This window comes from Devosia sp. CAU 1758 (assembly GCF_054482695.1).
On record NZ_JBTLRJ010000003.1, the window covers coordinates 255,152 to 277,914 of the forward strand.

Sequence of the window (22,763 nt, forward strand, 5' to 3'; positions counted from 1 at the left end):
TCAGGGGCGCTGCGACATGACGTCAGCGAAACCGCAAGCGATGGCCGCACAGACCGAAGCACCGGACGATCTCATTTCCGAATTGGCGCGCCTGATGGCGGATGACGCCCGGGCAGTGCCGTCAGCGGCGAATGAACAGCGGTCGCCCGTCAGAATCCCGGGCGACGCGGCCACCATGCCTGGACCCCGTTTCGACTTTTCGGCATCCGCCAATCTGGCATCGGGCAAGGTGCCCGCTTCCCCGGTGCGCATACCGGGTGAGGGGGACTCGTCCGCCAAAACCGCCGAGCCATTCGCATTCAAGTTCGATATTGCGCCTTCGGCGCAGCCCGAACTGCCATCCACGCCTGTCGCCAGCGCGCCGGTGACCAGCGTGCCGCTTCCCGCGGCGAGCGTCCGGGTTGAACCAAATCCGGAAAATGAACCCGCCCTGGATCACGACAGCCTGGCCGATCTGATTGCTGCTGAACTCGCCACCGACCTGGGCCAGGATCGCGCATCGGCAGAGCCGCCCGTTCCGGCTGCCGATCCGGTCGAGCCTGCCGCCAAACCCGACAGGTTCGGTGTGCCGCCGGTGTTTGGACTGGGATCACCTCACGTATCGCGGGAAGCCATTGTCCCCCAGCCTGAGCCGGAGTCCGCCTCCGCGACGGCAAAGGAGGCACCGGCGCCTGACCACGCCACGCATCTTGATACCGGATCGCTTGACCCACTCGAAGAGATCGAGCGGCTCGTTGGCCCTGCTGTGCGCATGAATGTCGACAATGCCTCGCCAATTTCTGCGCTGCGGAGCCTCGCAACGCCGGTGGTGTCGGAACCTGTGGTCGCTCAAGTAGATCATCCGGCAACCCTCCCGCCTGCGCCCCAGCATCCGGAGGTCAACGTCAATTCAGTGGATGAAGCCATTCTTGCCGCTGCTGCGGCAACTGGCGCCCATGTGGAATGGGTCAATGCCGGCACCGATGCAACGGCGACAGACGTCGACGATCTGGAAACGGCGATGCCGACGGCGCGTTCCGCTGGCTTTGCGATGAACCGCGCCATTGTCGGCCCGCTGGTCGCGGTTGGACTGCTGGCAGTTGCCGGCCTCGGACTCTATTGGGCCCTGGGGCAAGGTGGTGGCACCGCCGGACCGGCGCCGCTGCTGGTCGCGGACACCGCCCCCACCAAGGAAGTACCCGAAGTCGACGCCGCATCCACGGCGCCGCAATCGGTGGTCTTCAACGAGATTTCCGGCGCCGATGTCGCTGCCGAAGAGCAGATCGTCTCGCGTGACCAGGCTGATACCGAAGCTGTCGTGGCTGCCAACAGCGCCATGTCAGGCTCCGGCGTTGTCGCCGATGTCGCTGGCGGCGATGTCGATCCCAATCAGGATGGTCTGGTCAATCGCAAGGTGCGCACGGTGACAGTGCGTCCCGATGGCACCATTGTCAGTGGTGAAGACAGCCTGGCCGGTTCCGCCATCCTGCCGGTGGACCGCCCCAATGTGCCTGAGGTGCCCGGCGCGGACTTCTCCACCCCGGACTTAATTGCCAGCGCAACGCCGGACACTGATGCTGCGGCCATTGCCGCGACACCTGAAACCACGGCGACACCCGCCGTGCCGCCGGCCGAGCCAGGCGCCACGATCGCAGTCGTTGACAGCACCGGGGCGCCGCTCGCGGGTCGCACCGTCACCATGCCGATGCAGCGGCCGTCCGATTTCTCCACAATCGCCGCTTCGGCTACTGCCGCTGCAACTGCCCCCGCCGCATCGGCACCTATAGCACCCACAGCAACGGCACCGGCGGCCGTTGCGCCCGCGCAGCAGGCCGTGACCACGACATCCACAGGCACCACCCCTGCCTATGTCCAACTGGCGTCCCAGCGCAGCGAGGAGGCCGCGCGGCAATCGGCTCAGGCCATCTCAACGCGCTATGGTCTGCTGTTCAGCGGCGCCAGCCCGGAAATCCGGCGCGTCGATCTGGGTGAGCGCGGTGTCTATTACCGCGTCGTAGTCCCGGCCACCTCCCGCGACGGCGCGGCCAATATCTGCGTCAACGTCAAGGCGGCCGGTGGCGACTGCCTGCTGCTCTAGCCGTGCCCTTCCCGATCCTTGACGCTGGCGTCGCCAGCGGCCAAGGATGGGACATGACGGCCATTCTGACAGACGGCAGATGACAAGCGCAGAAACCAATTGGTTTGACACGCCGGCGCCGCCGCCGGCCGATGAGGTTCTGCGCGTCGATGTTGGCGGCTATGAAGGCCCGCTCGACTTGCTGCTCGACCTGGTGCGGCGCCAGAAGGTCGATCTGTCGGCCATTTCCGTTCTGGCGCTTGCCGAGCAATATCTTGCCTTCATCGAAACCCTTCGCGAGCGCCGCATCGAGATTGCCGCGGACTATCTCGTGATGGCGGCGTGGTTGGCCTATCTCAAGAGCCGGCTTATGGTGCCGCAGGCGCCCGGCGATGACGAGCCGAGCGGCGAAATGCTCGCCGCCATGCTGCAATTCCGCCTGAAGCGCCTCGAATCCATGCGCACTGCTGCCAGCCGGCTGATGAACCGCCCGCGCCTGGGCTTCCAGATCTATGCAAGGGGCGCCCCCGAGCCCATGGAGATTGCCCGTCGCGCCGTATGGGAAGCTAGTCTTTACGACCTGCTCAAGGCCTATTCGACTCAGCGCGAACGCGGCATCACCACCGATTACGCGCCACGCCTGCGCAGCGTCTGGTCACTGCAGGATGCGCGCGAAATTCTCCAGCGCCTGATCGGCGAGAGCCAGGAGTGGATGTCCCTCGACGCCTATCTGGTCGACTATCTCGCCAAGCCCGCCGAACGCGCCACCATACGAGCCTCGAGCTTTGCCTCCAGCCTCGAACTGGTGCGGCAGGGAGAGATCGATATTCGCCAGACAGAAACTTTCGGCCCCCTGTTCATGCGCCGCCGCCGGGGTGACAATCCGTGACTGACAACGAGGTCGAAGACGAGACCGGCGACGTCCTGCGCCGCCATCTGCGCATCCTTGAAGCGCTCCTCTTCGCCTCGTCTCAACCGCTGCGGGCAGCCGACATGGCCCCCTATCTGGGCGAAGGGGTCGATCTCGCGGGCCTTCTCGCGACCTTGCAGGGCCAGTATGCCAGCCGCGGGGTCAATTTGGTGCAGCGCGGCGAGGGCTGGGCTTTTCGCACCGCCGAGGATCTCGGCTTCCTATTGCGGCGCGAAGAGCATGAGACCCGTCCGCTGTCGCGCGCGGCGCTCGAAACCCTCTCCATCATTGCCTATCACCAGCCGGCAACCCGCGCCGAGATCGAGGAGGTGCGCGGCGTTGCCACTGGCAAGGGCACGCTGGACCTGCTGATGGAGGCCGGCTGGGTGCGCATGCGCGGCCGTCGCCGCACCCCGGGTCGTCCCGTGACCTATGGCACCACCGACGCCTTCCTCGATCATTTCGGGCTCGAGGCACTCACCGACCTGCCGGGTCTTGATGAGCTGAAAGGGGCGGGTCTCCTGTCCGGACGCCTGCCGCCGGATCTGCAGATTCCACTGCCCTTTGACGGCGCCCTGCGGGACGACGAAGACCCGCTCGATCCGTCCGATGCTGGCGACGCCGAGCCGGAAGATGAGGAAACCTGATGTTTCCGCAGCCATTTTGCCGCTAAGGAAGGAACACGTTCTTGTGTTTGGGCGCGATTAAACCTATTTCTCGGTCTATCTATAGCGCGTAAAGCGTATCTGAGTTTTAGGGAGACTATTATGCACGCGCCGTCTATCTGGGGCATCCTCGTGGTTGCCGTTGTCGTTATCCTGCTCTTCGGTCGCGGGAAGATTTCCGGCATGATGGGTGAAGTGGCCTCCGGCATCAAAGCCTTCCAGAAGGGCATGAAGGACGACGACAAGCCGGCTGAGCGCATCAACACTTCTGCCGAAGTTGAAGCTCGCGAAGTGGACAAGAGCAAGGACGCCTGAGCGCATCCCAGAGCCCTGACCACGACATGCGGCTCGCCGCCGTTCGGAGAATAATTCCATGCTCGGCCTAGGCTGGACAGAGATGCTGGTGATTGGCGTTGTTGCGCTGATTTTCATCGGCCCAAAGGACCTGCCCGTGGTCATGGGCAGGATTGGCAAGGTTATCGGGCAGGTGCAGCGCATGGGGCGCGATTTCCAGCGGGAGATCAACAGGACCACCGGTCTTGACGAAGTGCGCAACCTGCGCACCTCCATCACCTCGCCACTGAAAAAGACCGCCGACGAGATCCGTAAGGAATTCAACTCTATTGGTACCGATGGCCAGGCCAAACCCAGCGGTGTCCTCAAGCCCACCGACCCTAATACCGAAAGCGTCGTCGAAGCCATCGAGCAGCAGGCCGGCATGGCGCCCGCCAGGAAGAGCAGCACCGAACTGGCCACCGAGTACGGCTTTGGCGCCAACAAGTCGGAACCGGTGAAAGCTGAGCGCAAATCGACCAAGCCCCCGACCTACGCCGATACTGAGACCGCCAAGGCAGCCGCGGCCAAGGCCGAAGCGGAAAAGGCCGCGGCTGCAAAGGCAGAAAGTGCGAAGCCTAAAAAGGCCGCAGCCAAAAAGGCGGTCGCCGCAGCACCAGCCAAGGCCGCAAGGCCCGCGACCGCCAATGCCGCTGCGACCAAATCAGGCGCGGCCAAGCCGGCACGCAAACCGCCAGCGATCAAGGCGGTATCCTCACCGGCCCCCGCTGCAGAAGCCGCCAAACCAGCATCAAAACCTGCCGCCAAACCACGCGCCCCGCGCAAGAAGCCGGCTGAAACGGCCGGAAAGAGCGAATAATGGCCGATACCAAGCTTTCGCAGCTCGAAGACAAGACCAAGGCGGAGGTCGAGGACGAACTGGCGGGCAGCGAAGCGCCGCTGCTCGAGCATCTGACCGAACTGCGCAAGCGGCTCATTCGCAGCGCCATTGTCATCGTCGTGCTGTTGATCGTCTGCTTCCTCTTTGCAGGACAGATTTTCGATATCCTGCTCAACCCCTACCGCTCGCTCTATTCCGATCCGGGCGAGATGGAGCTGATTTACACCGCGCCGCAGGAATTCTTCTTCACCCAGCTTAATCTGGCCTTTTTCGGCTCGATCTTCCTGGGTTTCCCGTTCCTCGCCACGCAGATTTACGGCTTTGTTGCGCCTGGCCTCTACAAGCACGAGCGCAAGATGCTCGTGCCCTATCTGGTGGCCACGCCGGTCTTCTTCCTTCTGGGTGCGGCCATGGTCTATTTCATCGTTCTGCCCATGGCGCTCAATTTCTTCGCCGGCATGCAGACCGAGGAAATCAAGCTCCTGGCCAAGGTGTCCGAATATCTCGGCCTTGCCATGACTCTGATCCTCGCCTTCGGAGTCTGCTTCCAGCTTCCGGTGGTGCTGACCCTCTTGGCCCAGATCGACCTGATCAATGTCGAGCAGCTCAAGAAGGGTCGCCGCTACGCCATTGTCGGCATTATCGCCGCAGCCGCCTTCATCACGCCGCCCGATCCGGTCTCGCAGATCGGTCTTGCCCTGCCGATGTACGGCCTTTACGAACTGGCTATTCTGTCGGTTCGCATGATCGAGCGGCGGCGGGCCAGGGCCAAAGCAGCGGAAGCCACTGCCGAGGCGGCGGCTGAATCCTCCGCCGAATCCTGACACCGAATTCGCTTATGCCTCTGATGCCGCGCCTGGCCAGAGGCGTGGCGCAAACCCTTTTGTAGCAATAGAGGCGGGCAGGGGCCCGTAAAAGCGATGTTCGATATCAAGTGGATCCGGGATAATCCTGACGCCTTCGACGCGGCCATGGGCCAGCGCAAGAACGTGTCCGTCCGCTCCGCCGATCTCATCGCCATTGACGAGCGCCGCCGCCAGATCATCCTCCGCCTCAACGAGGCGCAGGAAAAGCGCAACAGCATTTCAAAACAAATCGGCCAGGCCAAAGCCCAGAAGGACAAAGCGAAAGCCGCCGAACTCATGGCCGAGGTGGCGCGCCTCAAGGAATTCATCCCCGGCGCGGAATCCGAGGAACGCGCCGTCGAAAAGGAACTGCGCGACGCGCTGTCCTCCATCCCCAATATGGCGCTCGACGACGTACCTTATGGCGAGGACGAGAGCGACAATGTCGAATATTTCGGCCTCAACGGTTCGTCTGAGACCGCTGCCAGGGCCCGCCCGGCCAAGCCGAGCTTCACCTTCGCGCCGAAAGAACACTTCGAAATCGGCGTCGCCGAAAAGGACATGGATTTCGAGATTGCGGCAAAGCTCTCGGGCAGCCGCTTCGTCGTCCTCAAGGGCCAGATTGCCCGCCTCGAACGTGCCCTTGGCCAGTTCATGCTCGACGTGCACACGACAGAACACGGATATCTTGAAGTGCAGCCGCCGGTGCTGGTGCGCGACGATGCGCTGTTCGGGACGGGGCAATTGCCCAAGTTCGAGGAAGACCTGTTCTTTACCCCGCATGGAGAGAGCCGGCTGGCCTTGATCCCCACAGCCGAAGTGCCGATGACTAATTTCGTCCGCGAATCCATCCTCGCCGAAGAAGAACTCCCCCTGCGCTTCACCGCGCTGACGCCCTGCTTCCGCTCGGAAGCCGGTTCGTCGGGCCGCGACACGCGCGGCATGCTGCGCCAGCACCAGTTCAACAAGGTGGAACTGGTCGCCATCACCACGCCCGAAGAAGCCGAAAACGAGCATGAGCGCATGCTGGTCGCTGCCGAGAGCGTGCTGCAAAAGCTCGGCCTCCACTATCGGGTCATGAAGCTGTGCACCGGCGACATGGGCTTTGGCGCCCGCCGCACCTATGACATGGAGGTCTGGCTCCCCGGCCAGGATACCTACCGGGAAATTTCCTCGGTCTCGGTCTGTGGCGATTTCCAGGCCCGCCGCATGGAGGCCCGCTATCGCCCCAGCGGCGAAAAGCAGGCGCCGCGCTATGTCCATACCCTCAACGGTTCCGGCACGGCCGTCGGTCGCTGCCTGATCGCCGTCCTTGAAAACTACCAGCAGGAAGATGGCTCGGTGCTCATCCCCGAGGCGCTGCAACCTTATATGGGCGGGCTGACCTCCATCGGCGGCCGCTGATGGGTCTGCGCATCCTTATCACCAATGACGATGGAGTGGATGCGCCGGGCATCGCCGTGATGGCCGAGATTGCGCGCGCCATCTCCGACGATGTCTGGATCGTCGCGCCCGATGGCAACCAGTCCGGGGCAGGGCACCGCTTCACCTTTGGCCGCGAACTGAGCTTTGACGATCTCGGTTCGCAGCGCTTTTCGGTCAAGGGCGGCTCGCCCGCCGACTGCGTCGTGGCCGGCATGACCCACATCCTGGGCGACAGGCCCGCAGACCTCGTCCTCTCCGGCGTCAATGCCGGGCAGAACCTGGGCGATATCGTCAATTGCTCCGGCACCGCCGCCGGCGCCCGCGAAGGCGTGTTGCAGGGCGCCATCGGCATCGCCATGAGCCAGTCCATGGACTACGAGGTCTCCCACAAGCCCGACTGGACCAATGCCACCCGCTTCGGCGCCGAAGTGGTCTCGGTCATCCTCGCGGCCCATGGCGGCGATGACGTTTTCTATAACGTGAACTTTCCCTTCTGTGGCATGAGTGAGGTCACCGGCATCGCCGCCGTCGCCCATCAGCGCTTCTCCCGCTCGCCCGTCCGATATTATCCGAGCGACAATGAAGGCCAGTTCTTCATGGCCATCCCTGAGACCCCGCTGCCGCTCGACCCGAAGGCCGACTTTGAAGTCCTGCGCCGCGGCAACGCCATCACCGTCACGCCCTTCGCGCTCCAGCAGACGCATCAGGTCGCGCTCGATCGGCTGGGGAACCTCGCGCTCAAGGGGCGCTCATAACACTAGCCTACGCTGTTCCGCCCTCGGACCTGATCCAAGGGCCTCTGGCCATACCGCAAATGTTTAGGCTGGCCTCGGGTCATGCCCGAGGGCGGCCCGGTGGGTATGAGCAGCATCAAGCGAGAAGCAGCACCTCCTGCCTTTGCTCAGCCCGCTTCGTTGACCGCGGCCGCGCCCCTTTTCTCCTTAACCTTACCCACCCCTGAATCACCCGGTGACGATTTCTCTCAAATCGCATCGGCTTTAAACTCGTCTTTACCTTGCCGGCGTAGCGTCAAGCCTAGTTGTTGTGTACCTGCGTACGAGTAAGCCGATGCGTAATCGCGTTTTTCCGCGAACCCATAGAAGTGCGGTCGCCGTTGCCGGTGTCATGATCGCGGCAATTGGATTGACCGGCTGTTCGAGCCTGGGAGGTCGCAGTTTCAGCGACTCCACAGTGACGGGTTCAGTCGCGCAGCCCGCGCCCACAAATCTCAGTCAGCCCATGCCCCCGACCCTTGGCGCGCCCCAGAGCGTGCAGGTCGCCAGCATGGAATTCTTGCCGCCGGCCAATGTCGGCGCATCCTGGAACGGGGGCGCTACCTTGCCTCCGGCGCGTGTCGGCAATGGCTTCATGCAGCCATCCGGTATCACTTCGCCGATCGGGGGCTCTGCCTCTGCGGTGCAGACCCAGGCCCTTCCTGCATTGAGTTCGTCGTCATCTATGGGAACCACGCAAGCCATGCCAGCTCAGCAAAGCTTTGCCCCTCCGCCGGCCGCTCCTGCTGCCGTCGCCATGGGCACCAATCCTTCCAGCGCCGCCCTTCCGGTCAATTCCAGCGTGCCGGTGCAGACCGCTGCCGCCAATGCCAATGGCTATACCCACACCATTGCCAGCGGCGAGTCGCTCTACACCATCGCCCGCAAGTATGATGTGACCACCCAGGCCATCGTTCATGCCAACAATCTCGGCTCTCCCGACAAGATCATCGTGGGCCAGAAGGTCATCATCCCGGGTCGCTCCGATCTGGTGAATACTGCGCCCGTACAGGTCGCCAGCGCCAGCCCGCAGACCACCGCGACGACGCTTCCGGCCGCCCGCCCGACCAATCTGGCCAGCACCAACGTGCTCCAGGCGGCGACAGCACCTGCTACTGCGGCAACTACGCCCGCAGCGGCTCCAGCCCAGGCCGCGCCCACCCAGGTGGCCATCGCTCCGCCTGCGCCAGAACCCGTTGCCTCCGGCAGCGACAAGTTCGGCTGGCCGGTTTCGGGTCGTGTCATCACCGATTTCGCCGCCTCGCGCGGCACCGGTATTAATATCGATGTGCCCGAAGGCTCCAGCGTCAAGGCCGCCGAGAACGGCACCGTCATCTATGTCGGCTCGGGCGTCGAGGGCTATGGCAATCTCGTCCTGATCCGCCACCCCAATGGCTATGTATCGGCCTATGCGCACCTCGCCTCGATGAGCGTGGCCAAGGGCGCCGTGGTCAATCGCGGTGACGCCATCGGCGCCGTGGGTCAGACCGGTTCGGTGTCCCGTCCGCAGCTTCACTTCGAACTGCGCAAGGGCGCTACTCCCGTCGATCCGGTGCCGCTGCTGGCAAGCTGACCGACTAACGACCTCCAATGAGAAGGGCCGGGCGTGGTGCACCGGCCCTTTCATTTTGTCGGCCTATTCGCCACCTAGACGCTCTTGCCTTCCTCGCCTGCCAGCGTGCGCACCAGTTGGATCGCCACGCGACCCGACCGAGCCCCGCGCGTCGCCGACCATTCGATCGCCCGCGCCCTCAAACTTTCCGCATCGATGTCGAGGCCATAATAGGCGGCATAGCCCGAGACCATGGCCAGGTAGGTGTCCTGGTCCGAATTGTGAAAGCCCAGCCACAGCCCGAATCGGTCCGAGAGCGACACCTTTTCCTCCACCGCCTCGCTGGGATTGATCGCAGTCGAGCGTTCGTTCTCGATCATGTCGCGCGGCATCAGGTGGCGGCGGTTCGAGGTGGCATAGAACAGGACATTGTCTGGCCGCCCCTCTAGCCCGCCATCAAGGATGGTCTTGAGAGACTTGTAACTGGTCTCGCCACTGTCAAAGCTGAGATCGTCGCAGAAGACGATGAACCGTGCCGGCTGCCCCGATATCGCCCGCATCAATTGCGGCAGCGTCTCCAAGTCTTCCCGCGCAATCTCCACCAGCACCAGCCGCTCGAACCCCTTCCGTGCTTCGATATCGGCGTGGATTGCCTTGACCAGCGAGCTCTTGCCCATGCCACGCGCGCCCCACAGCAGGGCATTATTGGCCCCGTGGCCCCGCGCAAACTGCTCACTATTGGCCAGGAGGATATCGCGCACCTGGTCGATGCCCCTGAGCATGTCGAGCGGCACCCGGCTGACCCTGGGCACGGCCAGCATGGTTCCGCTTTCACCCTGCCAGTGATAGGCATTTTCCGGCCCGAGCGCGAAGCGGCCGGCCGCATCATCCTCGGCCATCGCCCGAGCAATGGTTTCGAGCGCTTCGGCAATTCTGCCCAGATACTCCCTGGTTTTCACGACAGCGTCCTTCGGCTTTGGCGCGGCAATCTGCGCGCCCTTATTGGCTTTGCATTAAGCCAACCCCAAATGTATAGTCCGCGCGATTTTGGCCGGGGCGCAAGTGCAGGCATGCCCGATAGCGTCCACATTCCTGTTGGTTCAGGTCCGGGCCGCCCCATCCTCCAATACGTAGAAAAAGAATCGATAAGGAGTTCGCTTGATGTTTGTAACGCCCGCCTATGCGCAGGATGCGGTTGGGGCCCCTGGTGGCGGCATGACCGACATCTTCGTCCAACTGATGCCGATCGCCCTGCTGGTGGTGATTTTCTGGCTCCTCATCTTCCGCCCGCAGCAGAAGCGCCTCAAGGCCCAGCAGGCCATGCTCTCTGCCATTCGTCGCGGCGACACCGTCGTCACCACCGGCGGCATTGTCGGCAAGGTCACCAAGGCCGTCGATGGAGAGGACCTCGAAGTCGAGATCGCCACTGGCGTCAAGGTCAAGCTCGTGCGCGGCATGGTTGCCGATGTGCGCTCCAAGTCCGAACCGGTCAACGACAACAAGCCGGCTTGAGCCACTTACCGCTTGCCCACCGGAGCCCACGGGCTCCGGTCGTGTTTCCAGGACCTTTCTAGATGCAGTCTTCGCCTATCCGCACAGCCGTCATCCTGTTTGCAGCGATCATTGGCCTGCTCTTTGCAGTGCCCAATTTCCTGTCCAAGGACTTTGTTGACGCCTTGCCGGGTTGGCTTCCCAAGCAGTCCATGGTCCTAGGTCTTGATCTCCAGGGCGGTTCGCACCTGCTGCTTGAGGTCAATCGCGAGAGCATCGTCACCGAGCGGTTGGCGGATCTGCGCCGCGACGCCCGCAATGTGCTGGCCAATGAAAACGGCATCGGCAACATCATCACCAACGATGTTGCCTCCAACACCATCGCCATCGAGCTGACTGACCCGACTCAGAAGGATGCGGCGCGGACGGCCATCGAGGGTCTGCAGAACACGCTGAGCAATGCCCTCTTTGCGGGGACCGGCACCAACGAGCTGACTTTTGGCGAAACCGCAAATGGCAATCTCACCATAGGCCTGACCGCCGATGGCATCGCCCAGCGCATGAGCGCCCTTGTGGCACAGTCCGTCGAAGTCATCCGCAGCCGTATCGACGAACTGGGGACCACCGAGCCCACTATCCAGCGCCAGGGCGATACGCGCCTTCTGGTGCAGGTTCCAGGCTTCGGCGACAGCGAGCGCCTCAAGAACATCATCTCACAGACCGCGCGCCTGACCTTCCACATGGTCTATCCTGGCATGTCACCAGACCAGGCCGAGGCACAGGGCCTGCCGCCGGGCACCATGATCCTGCCCAGTCAGGACGGCACGCGCGAACTGCTCTACGAGGAAATCGCCATTGGCGGCGAATCCCTGAGCGACGCGCAGCCCAGCTTCGACCAGCAGCGCGGCATACCGGTCGTGACCTTCCGTTTCGACACGCGCGGCGCCATCACCTTTGGCGAAATCACCTCGCAGAATGTCGGCCAGCGCTTTGCCATTGTTCTGGACAATACCGTCATCACCGCGCCAGTCATCCAGCAGCCGATCACCGGCGGCTCGGGCCAGATCAGCGGCAGCTTCACCACGGCTTCGGCCAATGACTTGGCCGTCCTGCTGCGCGCCGGCGCGCTGCCGGCCAGCCTGGATGTGGTCGAAGAACGTTCGGTTGGTCCCAGCCTCGGCGCCGACTCGGTGCGCGGCGGCGTCATTGCCGGCATCATTGGTGGTATCTCCACCGTCCTCTTCATGCTCATCGCCTATGGCACCTTTGGCGCCTTCGCCAACATTGCGCTCATCCTCAATATCAGCCTCGTCATCGGCGCGTTGTCTGCCCTGGGCGCAACGCTGACTCTGCCCGGCATTGCCGGCATCGTCCTGACCATGGGCATGGCCGTCGACGCCAACGTGCTGATTTTCGAGCGCATGCGCGAGGAGCAGGCAGCGGGCAGGGGCGTTGTGCAGTCTATCCAGGCTGGTTTCCGGAACGCCATGAGCGCCATCCTGGACTCCAACGTTACCACCTTCATTGCCGCCGTGGTCCTGTTCTTCCTCGGCTCCGGTCCCGTCCAGGGCTTTGCCGTAACGCTGGCCATCGGCATTATCACCACGCTGTTCACGGCCTACTTCATCACCATGCTGATCATTGGTCGCTGGTACTCGTGGCGCCGGCCCAAGAAGCTCAAGATCCAGCTGCTGCGCCTGATCCCGGATAATACGACCGTGCCGTTCATGAGCTGGCGGCGCATCGCCATCATCATCTCCATGGTGCTGACCTTGGGATCCGTCGGCCTCTTCTTCATCCATGGGATGAACCTGGGTATCGACTTCAAGGGCGGCACATCCGTTGAAGTCCAGCATCAGGATGGTCCGGCCGATGTCGGCCGTATCCGCGAACTGCTTGGCGCGCTCGATCTGGGCGACGTCCAGGTACAAGGTTTCGGCACGCCCGAGGACGTGCTGATCCGCGTCGAATTGCAGGATGGCGGCCCCGAAGCGCAGCAGGCCGCTGTTGATGCGGTGGTAACGACACTGGCTGCTGAAAATTACGAACTGCGCCGCACCGAGGCCGTCAGCGGCACGGTTTCCAGCGAGCTGGCAATTTCGAGCACGATTGGCCTGTCGCTCGCCGTGCTCGGCATCTTGATTTACCTGTGGTTCCGCTTCGAATGGCAGTTCGCCGTCGGCGCCATCGTTTCGACCTTACACGACGTTGTGCTGACACTGGGATTCTTCTCGCTCACCGGCATCGAGTTCAACCAGTCCAGTATCGCGGCGATCCTGACCATTGTGGGTTACTCACTCAACGATACGGTGGTGGTCTATGATCGCGTGCGCGAATTCCAGCGAAAGTACCGCAAAATCCCGCTGGTCGACCTGCTCGACAGGGCTATCAACTCGACTCTGTCGCGCACCGTGCTGACCGGCCCCACGACCCTCTTCGCCCTTCTGGCCCTGGCTGTCTTTGGCGGCGAAGTGATCCAGAGCTTTGTGCTCTCAATGATCTTCGGCGTGCTGATTGGCACCTATTCGTCGATCTTCATTGCTGCGCCGATCCTGGTCAATCTGGGCCTCAAGGACCGTCCGGAGCCAGAGGCGGATGGCAAGGAAAAGTCTGTCGATGGCGCTGCCGTCTGATCCGGTGACCGGGGCGGGAGGACGCTTCCCGCGCCAGGTCGGCATCGATGCCTATGGCAATGGCGGCTTCCGCTTCGCCGACATGTCCCACAAGGGTTCGCTGCTCTGCCTGCCAGACGGCATGGCCGGGTGGGACATGGCATCGGCAGCCGATCTGACTTTAGAGAGCCTTCAACCGGTTCTGGACCAGTCCGACCGAATCGATGTGCTGCTTGTCGGCCTTGGCAGCACCATCGTCGCCATCGATCCCGCCATTCGTCAGGCCCTGCGGGACAAGGGGATTATCCTCGAAGCCACCCAGACTGGCGGCGCGATACGCACTTACAATGTGCTGCTGGCCGAAGAACGGGCCGTCGCCGCTGCTTTGATCGCCGTCGAGAACGCCCGCTAATGCCCGCGGACAGATTCTCTTTCGCCGCCGAATCCCTGCGCTCCACTGACCGCGATCGCTACCTGGCGACCCTCGTTCTGCCGGCAGCAGTTCGCCCGGCCATCACTGCGCTCTATGCCTTCAACGCCGATGTAGCCGGCATCCGTGACCGCGTCTCAGGCCCCCAGCCGGGCGAAATCCGCCTGCAATGGTGGAACGACGCACTCACCGGCGCCGGCCATGGTGCTGTGCGCCAGAACCCGCTGGCCGATGCGCTGCTGGATACCGTCGAGCGATATGGCTTGCCTGTCGGCACACTGCAACGCTTGATCGGCGCCCGGCGCTTCGACCTCTATGACGATCCTATGCCCGACCTCGAAACCTTCGAGGGCTATGCCGGGGAAACCGCGTCGACCCTGATCCAGCTTTCCGCCATGATCCTCAATGGCGGCGACCCGGTTGAACCGGGCGATGCGGCAGGGCATCTGGGCGTGGCGCAGGCCATGATCGGCCACCTGCGGGCCTTCGGATACGTCTCGGCCAAGGGACGCATCATGCTGCCCCTCACAATCCTTGAGGCCAATGGCGTGCGCGAAAGCGAAATCTTCGCCGGCCAGAACAGCGAGGGTCTGCACGCGGCCCTGAGCCAAATGGCCGAGTTGGCGGCTGGTCATCTGCAAAAGGCCCGGACGGCCATCGCCAAGCTGCCAGCGCCCTTGAGGCCGGCTTTTGCCGTGATAGCCTTGCTCGAAGCCCAGCTTGCGGCCTGGCAGCGCGACCCTGCCAACCCCTTTGCTCCGCCCGCCGATGACCCCGACTGGCGCAAGATCGCGCGGCTGACCTGGTGGTCACTTCGGAGCCGCTAACCTATTCGAAACACGAGCCCTCGGGCCTGACCCGAGGGCGATACCGTCCACGCGCTGACTGCAAGGCAGGAAAACGGCTGCTACCGCTCGACGAGCGCCACGAACTCACCCGTCAGCCGTGCCGCGATCTGCCCCTCAAACGTCAATTCTGCCGCCACGTTGAGCCGCGCCCGCCCACGCCGCTCCAGCATATGGACGAACCCATTCCAACCGGCCCCATCCAGCCGCGCCACGGCCTCCGCGGCGCCGGCGATAGGCCTGAGATAGTCCATCTCCGTGCGATGAATGACCAATTGGTTGGCGATCCCCTCGGCCTCCAGCCGAAGATGCAGCACCGACCAGGCCGCCAGCAGCCCGAGCGTTGCTGCGCTCCCGCCGAACATGGTGCCGTGCACATTGATATTGGGGTCAAGCGGCGCCTGCAGCACTACCTCATCCGCATTGGCGCTGATAACCGTCGCACCCATCGCCCGCGACAGCGGGATATGGTCATGCAGGTATTCCGCCAGAGCCCCCGGGCTCATGCCCAGGCCTTGAGGTCTTCGAGTGCCCGACTCGTAATGGCCCGGCGCTTGGCCATCGTCTTCTCCGGCCCGCGCCAGCGAGTAGCACCTTCGGGCTTGGTGATGGTCACTTCAGGAAAGAGGCCGAAATTGACGTTCATCGGCTGGAAGCTACGCGCGCCGCTATAGCTCTCGGCTTCGACATGCCCGCCGGTGATATGTCCGATCAGCGCGCCAAGCGCCGTCGTCACCGGTGGCGTTGCCAGCGCGCCACCCTTGACCTCGGCCGCCGTCATGCGGCCGGTGATGAGGCCCACCGCGGCGCTTTCCACATAGCCTTCCACCCCCGTCACCTGTCCGGCAAAGCGAATGCGTGGATCAACCTTCAGTTTGAGGTCTGCCGACAATACTCTGGGCGAATTGATGAACGTATTGCGATGCAGACCGCCCAGCCGGGCGAACTGGGCGTTTTCCAGCCCGGGGATCATGCGAAAGATTTCGGTCTGGATGCCATAGCGCATCTTGGTCTGGAACCCGACCATATTCCACAGCGTGCCCAGAGCATTGTCCTGGCGCAACTGCACGATGGCATAGGGTTTTACGGTCGGATTGCGCGGATTGGTCAGGCCCACCGGCTTCATCGGCCCGTGTCGCAGGGTTTCCGCGCCCCGCTCGGCCATCACCTCGATGGGCAGGCAGCCGTCGAAATAGGGGACTTTTTCCCAGTCCTTGAATTCGTGCAGCGGCGCGGTCTTCAGCGCTTCCACAAAGACAAAATACTGATCCTTGTCCATGGGCAGGTTGAGATAGTCCGCCCCGGTGCCGCCGGGCCCGGCCTTGTCATAGCGCGACTGCTTCCAGGCAATGTCGTGATTGATGCTGTCATAGTGGACGATCGGTGCAATGGCGTCGAAAAAGGCCAGCGAATCCTCGCCCGTCTGTTCCAGCACCGCTTCGGCCAGCGCCGGCGAGGTCAGTGGGCCGGTGGCGATGATGACATGCTTCCACTCGGCCGGCGGCCAACCCGCGATCTCCTCGCGCACGATGCTGATATTGGGGTGATTGCTGATCGCCTTGGTGACGGCGCCGGAAAATGCGTGCCGGTCCACCGCTAGCGCGCCGCCAGCGGGAAGTTTGTGTTGGTCGGCCGCCCGCATTATCAGGGAATTGCAGCGCCGCATTTCCTCATGCAACAGCCCGACCGCGTTCTGTTCGTGATCGTCAGAGCGGAAACTGTTGGAACAGACCAGTTCGGCAAAACTGTCCGTCTCATGCGCGTCCGTGCCTTTGACGCCGCGCATTTCGTGCAAAATGACGCGGACACCGGCTTCGGCGGCTTGCCAGGCGGCCTCGGAGCCAGCCAGGCCCCCGCCGATGATATGAATAGGTTCGTTTGACATGGCGAGCCAGATACCAAGCCCGCCATGTCCGGGCAATCAGAGTTTATGCCGCGCGGCGTTCGTGACGCCCTTCATTGATCTCTTCGACGATCTTTGCACAGAACGCATCGAGATCATCAGGCTTGCGGCTGGTAACCAGACCCTGGTCGGCGACAACCGGACTATCTTCCCATTTGCCGCCGGCGTTGATGACATCGGTCTTGATGGATGGATAGGACGTGACCTTGCGATCCCGGACAATGCCGGCCTCGATCAGTAGCCACGGCGCATGGCAGACGGCCGCCACCACCTTCTTCTGGGTCCAGAATGCCTTGATCAGGTCCAGCACCTTCTGCTCGACGCGCAGCAGGTCGGGATTGATCTGTCCCCCAGGAAGGACAATTGCATCGTAGTCGTCGGCTGACACCTCGCCCACGAGCTTGTCCACAGGCACCGATTTGCCCCAGTCCTTCTTGTCCCACCCCTTGATCTCCCCTGCTTCGAGAGAAACCACGTGAACATCGGCGCCGGCATCGCGCAGCTTGGTCAGGGGAACCTCCAGCTCGGATTGCTCGAATCCATTGGTCGCCACGATTGCGATGGATTTTCCGTTGAGATCAGACATTGATCTGCTCCTTGTCGTTGCGTCTGCTCGGGCAACGAAAGGGTGTCGCGATTGTTCCTTGGACGCCTGATCACTTCAGGCTTGTTCCAGATACGAAAACACCCGCATCTCAGAGAGAAGCGGGTGTTCTGTTTACCTGCGATGTGCCGTCGAAATTACAAAGCGTCGGCATGATTGCGAGCAACGCGGCTGATATCGGTGCGCGAAATGCCCAGGTCGTTGAGCTGACGGTTGTCGAGAGCAGCGAGCTCACGGACGGTCTGCTGGTAAGCGGCCCATTTCTTGAAAGTCTTGCGAATGTCCATTGGAAGTCTCCTGTCGTTTGCAAGGATAGATATAGTCCGGTCTAACCCCAGCGAGCAGATAGAGAATAGTCAAACTTGCTATGCATTTTGTGCAAGGCTTAGGCTGTGCCTATTCATTCATCATTCATGTCGAGGGCAGCAAAATGGCCACCCGGTGTCCTCCGGGCGGCCACGCATGTACTACTGGACTTGGTGGGCAGTCAGCGGTCGAACAGCGACTGCGTCATCTTCGAGAAATCCGGCCCGGAAATCCCGAGAATGTCGGCATCACGCGTCGAGGGAACGTCCATTTCCCGCAACGTCTGCTTGATGTCGACCAGGCGCCTCAGGCGCCAGACGGCACGAACAAACATGGGCTTTGTCCCTTGCATTGGTCTTTTACCGGCAAACTATGCGCTGATTTGCATCCCTCGACTATTATTCATACAGGAGGCGGCGCATGCGCTGCGTGCATGGATAATTCATCGAAATGACTCAATTCAGCCTCGTGCGCCTGCATTCTTGAACATGGCAACACCAAACCTGCCCGCCTCAACGGTTTGGTCACCATGTTTTTCCTTGTGCGACGCGTGCCAAATCAACACACTCCGGCAACTGATTTGGGGAGTCGACCGTGCGGCAAGGCGCGCATGTCATCGTTGTCGGCAATGAGAAGGGTGGTTCGGGTAAGTCGACCACTGCCTTCCATCTGGCTATTTACCTGCTCTATCAGGGGCATAAGGTGGCCTCGATCGATGTCGACAGCCGCCAGCAGACACTCACCCATTATGTGCGCAACCGGCGCGACTGGGCGCGGTCGAGGGGCCTGAGCTTGCCGCACACCACACATTACCACCTGCCATTGGCGCGCGGCGATTCCGCCCGGGAGAATCACCGCATCGAGTTTGACCTGTTTCGCCAAGCCGTTGGCGAGGTGGAAGCGCGCTCCGATTTCATCGTCATCGATACGCCGGGCTTCGATACAAATCTGGCGCGCCTGGCCCACTCGCTGGCCGACACCTTGGTGACCCCGGTCAATGACAGTCTGATCGATCTCAGCGTCATGGCCCAGGTGGACCCGGTCACCGGCGAGCCGCGCGAGCTTAGCCATTATGCCCGCCTCGTGCAGCGTGCCCGCTCCGAGCGCCTCTCCATCGATGGCCGGAATATCGACTGGGTGCTGGTGCGCAACCGCATCTCGATGCTGTCCTCGCGCAATATGCGCCAGGTTCAGACCATGCTGGAGCGCATAGCCATGCGCCTGGGATGCCGTGTAGCCGACGGAATCGCTGAACGCGTGATCTTCCGCTCGCTCTTTGCCACCGGCATGACCGTTTTCGATCCGCTTGATGACGATCTTCTGGGCGGCGTCCCGTCCATGTCGCATATGAGCGCCCGCCAGGAATATCGTGCCCTGGTCAATGCGCTGAACCTGCCGGCCAGCCAGCGCGCCGAGGCGCGCCGTGAGGTGCTGGCCAGCCCGTCCAATGACGTCAATCGGTTCGCCCATATGGCAAACAACGATTCCTGATCGGCCGGTCAGTCCCGCGCATAGGCGATCTTACGCCCGGCTTCCGCGGCCAACGCATGCTCGCGCGCGTCATAAATGCTCCGAGCTTCGACAATGGCATCGTGATTCTCGGCAGACCAGTCCCACAGGGCGCTGATCGGCACCTGCAATGTTTTGCCCAGCTCGGTCAGCCGATATTCGACCCGTGGCGGCACCTCGGGATAGATGGTCCGCGTGACGAGGCCGTCGCGTTCCAGGTTGCGCAGAGTCAGCGTCAGCATCCGCTGGCTCACGCCGTTAATCAGGCGTTTGAGCTCGTTGAAGCGCAGCGTGCCATTGCGGCCCAGCATGCCCACAACCATGACGCTCCACTTGTCTCCAATGCGATTGAGCACATCGGACATGGCCGAGCAGTTTGCGTGCTGCGATGTATCGGTCAGTGACATCCAAGTGCCTCCTTGCTTTCGTAACTGAGGCACAAATATAAACACAGTTACTAGTTGTGACCAGGGTGGTAGGCAATCACAAGGGGAAGAGGTGCCATGACACTGGCGAATGAAGCAAAGGGCTGGATTATCGGCCTGTGGATTGTGCAGGTCGTGTTGGCCGGAATCTACGGAATGGCCGGCGTCATGAAACTGGCCCAGCCCATCGAGGCACTGGTCGCCTCGGGGATGACTTATGCCGGGGACTACCCGGAACTACTGACCCGCTTTGTCGGCACCATGGAAATCCTGGGGCTCATCGGAATCATTCTCCCCGCGGCAACCCGCATCCTGCCGGGACTTACACCTTTGGCAGCACTTGGCTTCTCGGTAATCCAGATCCTGGCCATAGGCCTCCACACCATGCGGGGCGAATACAGCATGCTGCCGGTCAACGCGGTGCTCCTGGCGCTGTCGCTGTTCGTGGTCTGGGGCAGGAGCCGGAAAGCGCCGATTTCACCGCGCTGAAGGAAGCGACTTTTTGGAACACTTGGCAGCCTGAAGGCAGCGCTGTGTTCCTCCGGCAAGATTTCGCCGGAGGAAGCACCTGTAGGCGATCGCGTCGATCAATTGCTGCCGGTTTGCCCCTTGGCTCAGGCCGCCTGGTGTTCCGCTGCGTAGAGCCCCAGGTAGAAGTCGAGATCGCCGGTCCTCAGGCCGAGCGATTCAAGGACAGCGCCCATGAAGCTGACGGGCGCTGTTCCCGGCGCGGTGACGATGCGCCGGTCAAGGACAGCGCGGGGCGAGCCGACATAATGGGCCGACCCGCCATAGCCCGTGTCGGGCAGGCTCTCCGGCCCGTTCGCGGTATGGCGGACGCTGTCGAGCAGTCCAGCCCGGGCCAGCGCCATGACACCGTCGCAGATGCCGCCGACGGTCTTGCCGGCGCCATGGGCAGCATTGAGCAGTTCAGACAGGTCCGGCGCATCCGGCGTCGTCCAGATGCGACCGCCATTGACCAGCAGGGCATCCACCGTGCCGATGTCGATCTCTTCGACCGCCAGGTCCGGAACCACTTTTAGCCCGCCGGCCGAAGTGACCTGCTGCCCGCCAGGCGTCGCAAAGCGGGTGTCGAGACGGTAGTAGTCGCGCGCGCCGGCATTCAGCAGCGCAGTTTCCCAGTCGGCGAAGCCGGGTGTCAGGATGGTCATGATCGTTGTCATCGGAATTCTCCTTGTGTCTGGCCGGACCATGCATCGGTCGGCTGACAGCCTATGTCAGGACCTTCAAATGGTCGTCAGGGCGGCCGGCCTTTCTTGAGGTTGGGTAGTCCGGCTGCTAAGAGAGGCCCATTTCCTACCGAACCACCCGGAGTCGCCTCGTCTTGCCGTTCGTTCGTCGCCTTGCCCTCGTCCTGCTGTTCTCGCTTGCCGGTCTGTTCCAGGTCTGGGCCAATCCGCAGTTGGTTGTCGATCGCGCGACGCTGGAGGTGCTTTATGCCGAAGACGCTGGAAAGCCCTGGCATCCGGCATCATTGACCAAGCTGATGACGGCCTATGTCGTGTTCGAGGAACTGGCCAAGGGTAGTGTCACGCTCGACACGTCGGTCACCATCTCCCGCAACGCCTTCAACCAGGCGCCGAGCAAGTCAGGCCTTCCGGTCGACAGCGCCGTCAGCCTCAAGGACGCGCTCTACATCCTGGTGGTCAAGTCGGCCAATGACATCGCCGTCGCCATTGCCGAGACCGTGGGCGGCAGCGAAGAAAATTTCATCTCCATGATGAACGGGACGGCGCAGCGGATGGGGCTGACCGCGACCCATTTCGTCAACCCGCACGGCCTGCACGATCCGGCGCAGGTGACGAGCGCCCGGGACTTGGCCATCATCGCCCTCTATATCGAGCAGTCTTTTCCCCAATACATGCCCATGTTCTCCACCGGCGTGGTCAATCTGGGCAAGGCGCGGCTGGAATCCAATAACGGCCTGCTCGAGGGCTTTGTCGGTACTACGGGCATGAAGACCGGCTATGTCTGCGCCTCCGGGCTCAACATCGTGGCGACGGTCGACCGCAACGGCCGCCGTCTGCTGGCCGTGGTGCTGGGTGGCTCCTCTGGCCGCGAGCGCAATGAACGGGCCGCCGAACTGTTTCTGGAGGCGCTGTCCGGTCGCCTGCGCCCGACGGGTCAATCCGTGCTCTCGCTCGCCAATGCTGCCGGGGTCCAGCCGGTGGACATGCGTCCGCTCATCTGCGGCAAGGATGCCAAGGCATATGTAGCCGCGCAGGAGGCTGCATTTCCGATGGGGCTTGAGGATCAGCCCACCTATCTGACCGAGAAACTGGTAGTCAGCGAATATACCGCAGTGGATCTGGGACGCATTCGCACCGGCATCGCCTTGCCGCGCCCAAGGCCGGCGCATGTGCCCGTGTTCAGGGCGGCGCCAGCACTCGAGAGTGCTGCCATCAAGGACGTGCTGCGCCCGGGCATCCCGGCAGGCGGCCTGGACATCGCCCTGCCGCGGCCCCGTCCGGCCGACCTCTAGCCCGATTTCGCCACCGATTTCGTCACCACAAAACGCATGACTCCGTCGGCATCGATTTGCGTGCAGCCATGGCCGTTTTGCCGGCAGTGCAGCGGAATGTCGATCCGGGCCATCGGGTCGGTCGCGAGTACGGTGATGACCGCTCCCGCTTCGGCGCTGGCGAGGTGCTTTTCCAGCTTGAGCACGGGCAGGGGGCATTTGAGCCCCCTTGCGTCGATGATCCCGTCGTCAATTGCCAAGGACGAGCACCCAATGGACGCCATAGCTTGACGTGGGATTGTAGGCGACAGCTATCCCGGCCTTGCTGGCTGGTGCTGCCAGTCCCACGGCGTCGGCTGCGTTATTGCGCCAGCCGGAGAAGGTTTCGGCAAAGGTTGCATAGCCGGCGCTCAGCTTCATCTGCACCAGCGCCTGCGGCTTGGTCGGCGCCGTTCCCGTCTGCGCATATTGGCTGGCCAGCGCCTGTGCAGTGCCATTGAGCCCGGAATCGACCATCAGGGGCGGCATATTGCGCGTGGCCCGATAGGCATTGACGAGCCCGATGGCCTGCTGGCTGTCGAGCCTGGCATTGGGCTGGTCCATGCGGGCAGAAAGCCCCGGCGTCAGTGCCGCCGGCGATGTGGCTCCGCCACCAAAGGACGAGCATCCGGCAAGGGCAATGGCCAATGTGCCGGCGGCCAGGATTGCGGGGAGTTTGGTCATGTCGTTCCTTTCGGGTGGCTGGAGCGCCTGCCC

General features: G+C 62.6%; 27 protein-coding genes. 16 read left to right on the plus strand and 11 right to left on the minus strand.

Going from position 1 to position 22,763, the window contains the following annotated elements; translation table 11 throughout:
- Positions 1-16: 16 nt before the first annotated feature.
- The 8 genes from ACXYMS_RS11370 to surE all read left to right on the plus strand — a co-directional run bounded on the left by ACXYMS_RS11370 (position 17) and on the right by surE (position 7,830).
- A complete protein-coding gene (locus ACXYMS_RS11370) occupies positions 17-2,077 on the plus strand; it encodes an SPOR domain-containing protein (protein WP_458906382.1) in 2,061 nt (686 codons plus the stop codon).
- 79 nt (positions 2,078-2,156) lie between these two features.
- A complete protein-coding gene (locus ACXYMS_RS11375; RefSeq protein WP_458906384.1) occupies positions 2,157-2,945 on the plus strand; it encodes a segregation and condensation protein A in 789 nt (262 codons plus the stop codon).
- Positions 2,942-3,613: an SMC-Scp complex subunit ScpB gene (scpB, locus tag ACXYMS_RS11380; RefSeq protein ID WP_458906385.1), complete on the plus strand. Its 672-nt coding sequence runs from the start codon at positions 2,942-2,944 to the stop codon at positions 3,611-3,613. Before ACXYMS_RS11375 ends, scpB begins: the two co-directional genes overlap by 4 nt.
- A gap of 120 nt (positions 3,614-3,733) precedes the next feature.
- Positions 3,734-3,946 (plus strand): twin-arginine translocase TatA/TatE family subunit, encoded by a 213-nt coding sequence (locus ACXYMS_RS11385; protein WP_458906387.1) that lies wholly within the window; start codon positions 3,734-3,736, stop codon positions 3,944-3,946.
- Between the two features lie 58 nt (positions 3,947-4,004).
- Entirely contained in the window at positions 4,005-4,784 is a 780-nt protein-coding gene (gene tatB, locus ACXYMS_RS11390) for a Sec-independent protein translocase protein TatB (RefSeq protein ID WP_458906389.1), read from the plus strand.
- The gene (gene tatC / locus ACXYMS_RS11395) at positions 4,784-5,629 is read left to right on the plus strand and encodes a twin-arginine translocase subunit TatC (RefSeq protein WP_458906390.1); all 846 of its coding nucleotides are present in this window, start codon (positions 4,784-4,786) and stop codon (positions 5,627-5,629) included. The genes tatB and tatC overlap by 1 nt, the downstream gene beginning before the upstream one ends.
- Before the next feature lie 96 nt (positions 5,630-5,725).
- Positions 5,726-7,054, plus strand: coding sequence for a serine--tRNA ligase (gene serS / locus ACXYMS_RS11400; RefSeq protein WP_458906392.1), 1,329 nt, complete (start codon positions 5,726-5,728; stop codon positions 7,052-7,054).
- Positions 7,054-7,830, plus strand: a complete 777-nt coding sequence (surE, locus tag ACXYMS_RS11405) for a 5'/3'-nucleotidase SurE (protein WP_458906394.1) — start codon at positions 7,054-7,056, stop codon at positions 7,828-7,830. The genes serS and surE overlap by 1 nt, the downstream gene beginning before the upstream one ends.
- A gap of 477 nt (positions 7,831-8,307) precedes the next feature.
- On the opposite strand, the gene ACXYMS_RS11410 is transcribed toward surE, so the two are convergent.
- Positions 8,308-8,553: a hypothetical protein gene (locus ACXYMS_RS11410; RefSeq protein ID WP_458906396.1), complete on the minus strand. Its 246-nt coding sequence runs from the start codon at positions 8,551-8,553 to the stop codon at positions 8,308-8,310.
- Here ACXYMS_RS11410 and ACXYMS_RS11415 point away from each other — a divergent pair.
- Positions 8,552-9,421, plus strand: coding sequence for a peptidoglycan DD-metalloendopeptidase family protein (locus ACXYMS_RS11415; protein ID WP_458906397.1), 870 nt, complete (start codon positions 8,552-8,554; stop codon positions 9,419-9,421). The two genes, ACXYMS_RS11410 and ACXYMS_RS11415, sit on opposite strands and share 2 nt — an antisense overlap.
- A 74-nt stretch (positions 9,422-9,495) precedes the next feature.
- Here ACXYMS_RS11415 and ACXYMS_RS11420 read toward each other — a convergent pair whose 3' ends face one another.
- Positions 9,496-10,359 carry an ATP-binding protein gene (locus tag ACXYMS_RS11420; RefSeq protein ID WP_458906399.1) on the minus strand — a complete coding sequence of 288 codons (864 nt, stop codon included), beginning with the start codon at positions 10,357-10,359 and terminating at the stop codon, positions 9,496-9,498.
- A 202-nt stretch (positions 10,360-10,561) separates the two neighbouring features.
- On the opposite strand from ACXYMS_RS11420, the gene yajC reads away from it, so the two are divergent.
- The 4 genes from yajC to ACXYMS_RS11440 all read left to right on the plus strand — a co-directional run bounded on the left by yajC (position 10,562) and on the right by ACXYMS_RS11440 (position 14,760).
- Positions 10,562-10,912: a preprotein translocase subunit YajC gene (yajC, locus tag ACXYMS_RS11425; protein ID WP_458906401.1), complete on the plus strand. Its 351-nt coding sequence runs from the start codon at positions 10,562-10,564 to the stop codon at positions 10,910-10,912.
- A gap of 62 nt (positions 10,913-10,974) precedes the next feature.
- Positions 10,975-13,524 carry a protein translocase subunit SecD gene (gene secD, locus ACXYMS_RS11430; protein WP_458906403.1) on the plus strand — a complete coding sequence of 850 codons (2,550 nt, stop codon included), beginning with the start codon at positions 10,975-10,977 and terminating at the stop codon, positions 13,522-13,524.
- Positions 13,508-13,915, plus strand: coding sequence for an Mth938-like domain-containing protein (locus ACXYMS_RS11435; RefSeq protein WP_458906405.1), 408 nt, complete (start codon positions 13,508-13,510; stop codon positions 13,913-13,915). Before secD ends, ACXYMS_RS11435 begins: the two co-directional genes overlap by 17 nt.
- Complete coding sequence (locus ACXYMS_RS11440) at positions 13,915-14,760, plus strand: phytoene/squalene synthase family protein (protein ID WP_458906406.1); 846 nt, start codon at positions 13,915-13,917, stop codon at positions 14,758-14,760. Before ACXYMS_RS11435 ends, ACXYMS_RS11440 begins: the two co-directional genes overlap by 1 nt.
- 80 nt (positions 14,761-14,840) lie before the next feature.
- Here the strand turns inward: ACXYMS_RS11440 and ACXYMS_RS11445 are convergent, their stop codons facing one another.
- From ACXYMS_RS11445 to ACXYMS_RS11465, 5 genes are all read right to left on the minus strand, one after another.
- The gene (locus ACXYMS_RS11445) at positions 14,841-15,284 is read right to left on the minus strand and encodes a YiiD C-terminal domain-containing protein (RefSeq protein ID WP_458906408.1); all 444 of its coding nucleotides are present in this window, start codon (positions 15,282-15,284) and stop codon (positions 14,841-14,843) included.
- On the minus strand, positions 15,281-16,663 hold the full coding sequence (trmFO, locus tag ACXYMS_RS11450; RefSeq protein ID WP_458906409.1) for a methylenetetrahydrofolate--tRNA-(uracil(54)-C(5))-methyltransferase (FADH(2)-oxidizing) TrmFO: 1,383 nt from the start codon (positions 16,661-16,663) through the stop codon (positions 15,281-15,283). Before trmFO ends, ACXYMS_RS11445 begins: the two co-directional genes overlap by 4 nt.
- Positions 16,664-16,706: 43 nt before the next feature.
- Positions 16,707-17,267, minus strand: a complete 561-nt coding sequence (locus tag ACXYMS_RS11455) for a type 1 glutamine amidotransferase domain-containing protein (protein WP_458906411.1) — start codon at positions 17,265-17,267, stop codon at positions 16,707-16,709.
- A 155-nt stretch (positions 17,268-17,422) separates the two neighbouring features.
- Positions 17,423-17,572, minus strand: coding sequence for a DUF1127 domain-containing protein (locus tag ACXYMS_RS11460; RefSeq protein WP_104894474.1), 150 nt, complete (start codon positions 17,570-17,572; stop codon positions 17,423-17,425).
- 200 nt (positions 17,573-17,772) lie between these two features.
- Positions 17,773-17,925 carry a hypothetical protein gene (locus ACXYMS_RS11465; protein WP_458906413.1) on the minus strand — a complete coding sequence of 51 codons (153 nt, stop codon included), beginning with the start codon at positions 17,923-17,925 and terminating at the stop codon, positions 17,773-17,775.
- A 260-nt stretch (positions 17,926-18,185) separates the two neighbouring features.
- On the opposite strand from ACXYMS_RS11465, the gene ACXYMS_RS11470 reads away from it, so the two are divergent.
- Positions 18,186-19,082 carry a division plane positioning ATPase MipZ gene (locus ACXYMS_RS11470; protein WP_458906415.1) on the plus strand — a complete coding sequence of 299 codons (897 nt, stop codon included), beginning with the start codon at positions 18,186-18,188 and terminating at the stop codon, positions 19,080-19,082.
- 8 nt (positions 19,083-19,090) lie between these two features.
- Here ACXYMS_RS11470 and ACXYMS_RS11475 read toward each other — a convergent pair whose 3' ends face one another.
- Positions 19,091-19,507, minus strand: a complete 417-nt coding sequence (locus tag ACXYMS_RS11475) for a winged helix-turn-helix transcriptional regulator (RefSeq protein ID WP_458906416.1) — start codon at positions 19,505-19,507, stop codon at positions 19,091-19,093.
- Between the two features lie 96 nt (positions 19,508-19,603).
- Here ACXYMS_RS11475 and ACXYMS_RS11480 point away from each other — a divergent pair, with 96 nt between their 5' ends.
- Positions 19,604-20,014 carry a DoxX family protein gene (locus tag ACXYMS_RS11480; protein WP_458906418.1) on the plus strand — a complete coding sequence of 137 codons (411 nt, stop codon included), beginning with the start codon at positions 19,604-19,606 and terminating at the stop codon, positions 20,012-20,014.
- A gap of 125 nt (positions 20,015-20,139) precedes the next feature.
- Here the strand turns inward: ACXYMS_RS11480 and ACXYMS_RS11485 are convergent, their stop codons facing one another.
- Positions 20,140-20,709, minus strand: coding sequence for a DJ-1/PfpI family protein (locus ACXYMS_RS11485; protein WP_458906420.1), 570 nt, complete (start codon positions 20,707-20,709; stop codon positions 20,140-20,142).
- 161 nt (positions 20,710-20,870) lie between these two features.
- Between ACXYMS_RS11485 and ACXYMS_RS11490 the strand changes: the two genes are divergently transcribed.
- The gene (locus ACXYMS_RS11490; RefSeq protein WP_458906421.1) at positions 20,871-22,028 is read left to right on the plus strand and encodes a D-alanyl-D-alanine carboxypeptidase family protein; all 1,158 of its coding nucleotides are present in this window, start codon (positions 20,871-20,873) and stop codon (positions 22,026-22,028) included.
- Here ACXYMS_RS11490 and ACXYMS_RS11495 read toward each other — a convergent pair.
- Positions 22,025-22,267, minus strand: a complete 243-nt coding sequence (locus ACXYMS_RS11495; RefSeq protein WP_458906423.1) for a sulfurtransferase TusA family protein — start codon at positions 22,265-22,267, stop codon at positions 22,025-22,027. The two genes, ACXYMS_RS11490 and ACXYMS_RS11495, sit on opposite strands and share 4 nt — an antisense overlap.
- A complete protein-coding gene (locus ACXYMS_RS11500; RefSeq protein ID WP_458906425.1) occupies positions 22,257-22,730 on the minus strand; it encodes a CAP domain-containing protein in 474 nt (157 codons plus the stop codon). The genes ACXYMS_RS11495 and ACXYMS_RS11500 overlap by 11 nt, the downstream gene beginning before the upstream one ends.
- Between the last annotated feature and the right edge of the window lie 33 nt (positions 22,731-22,763).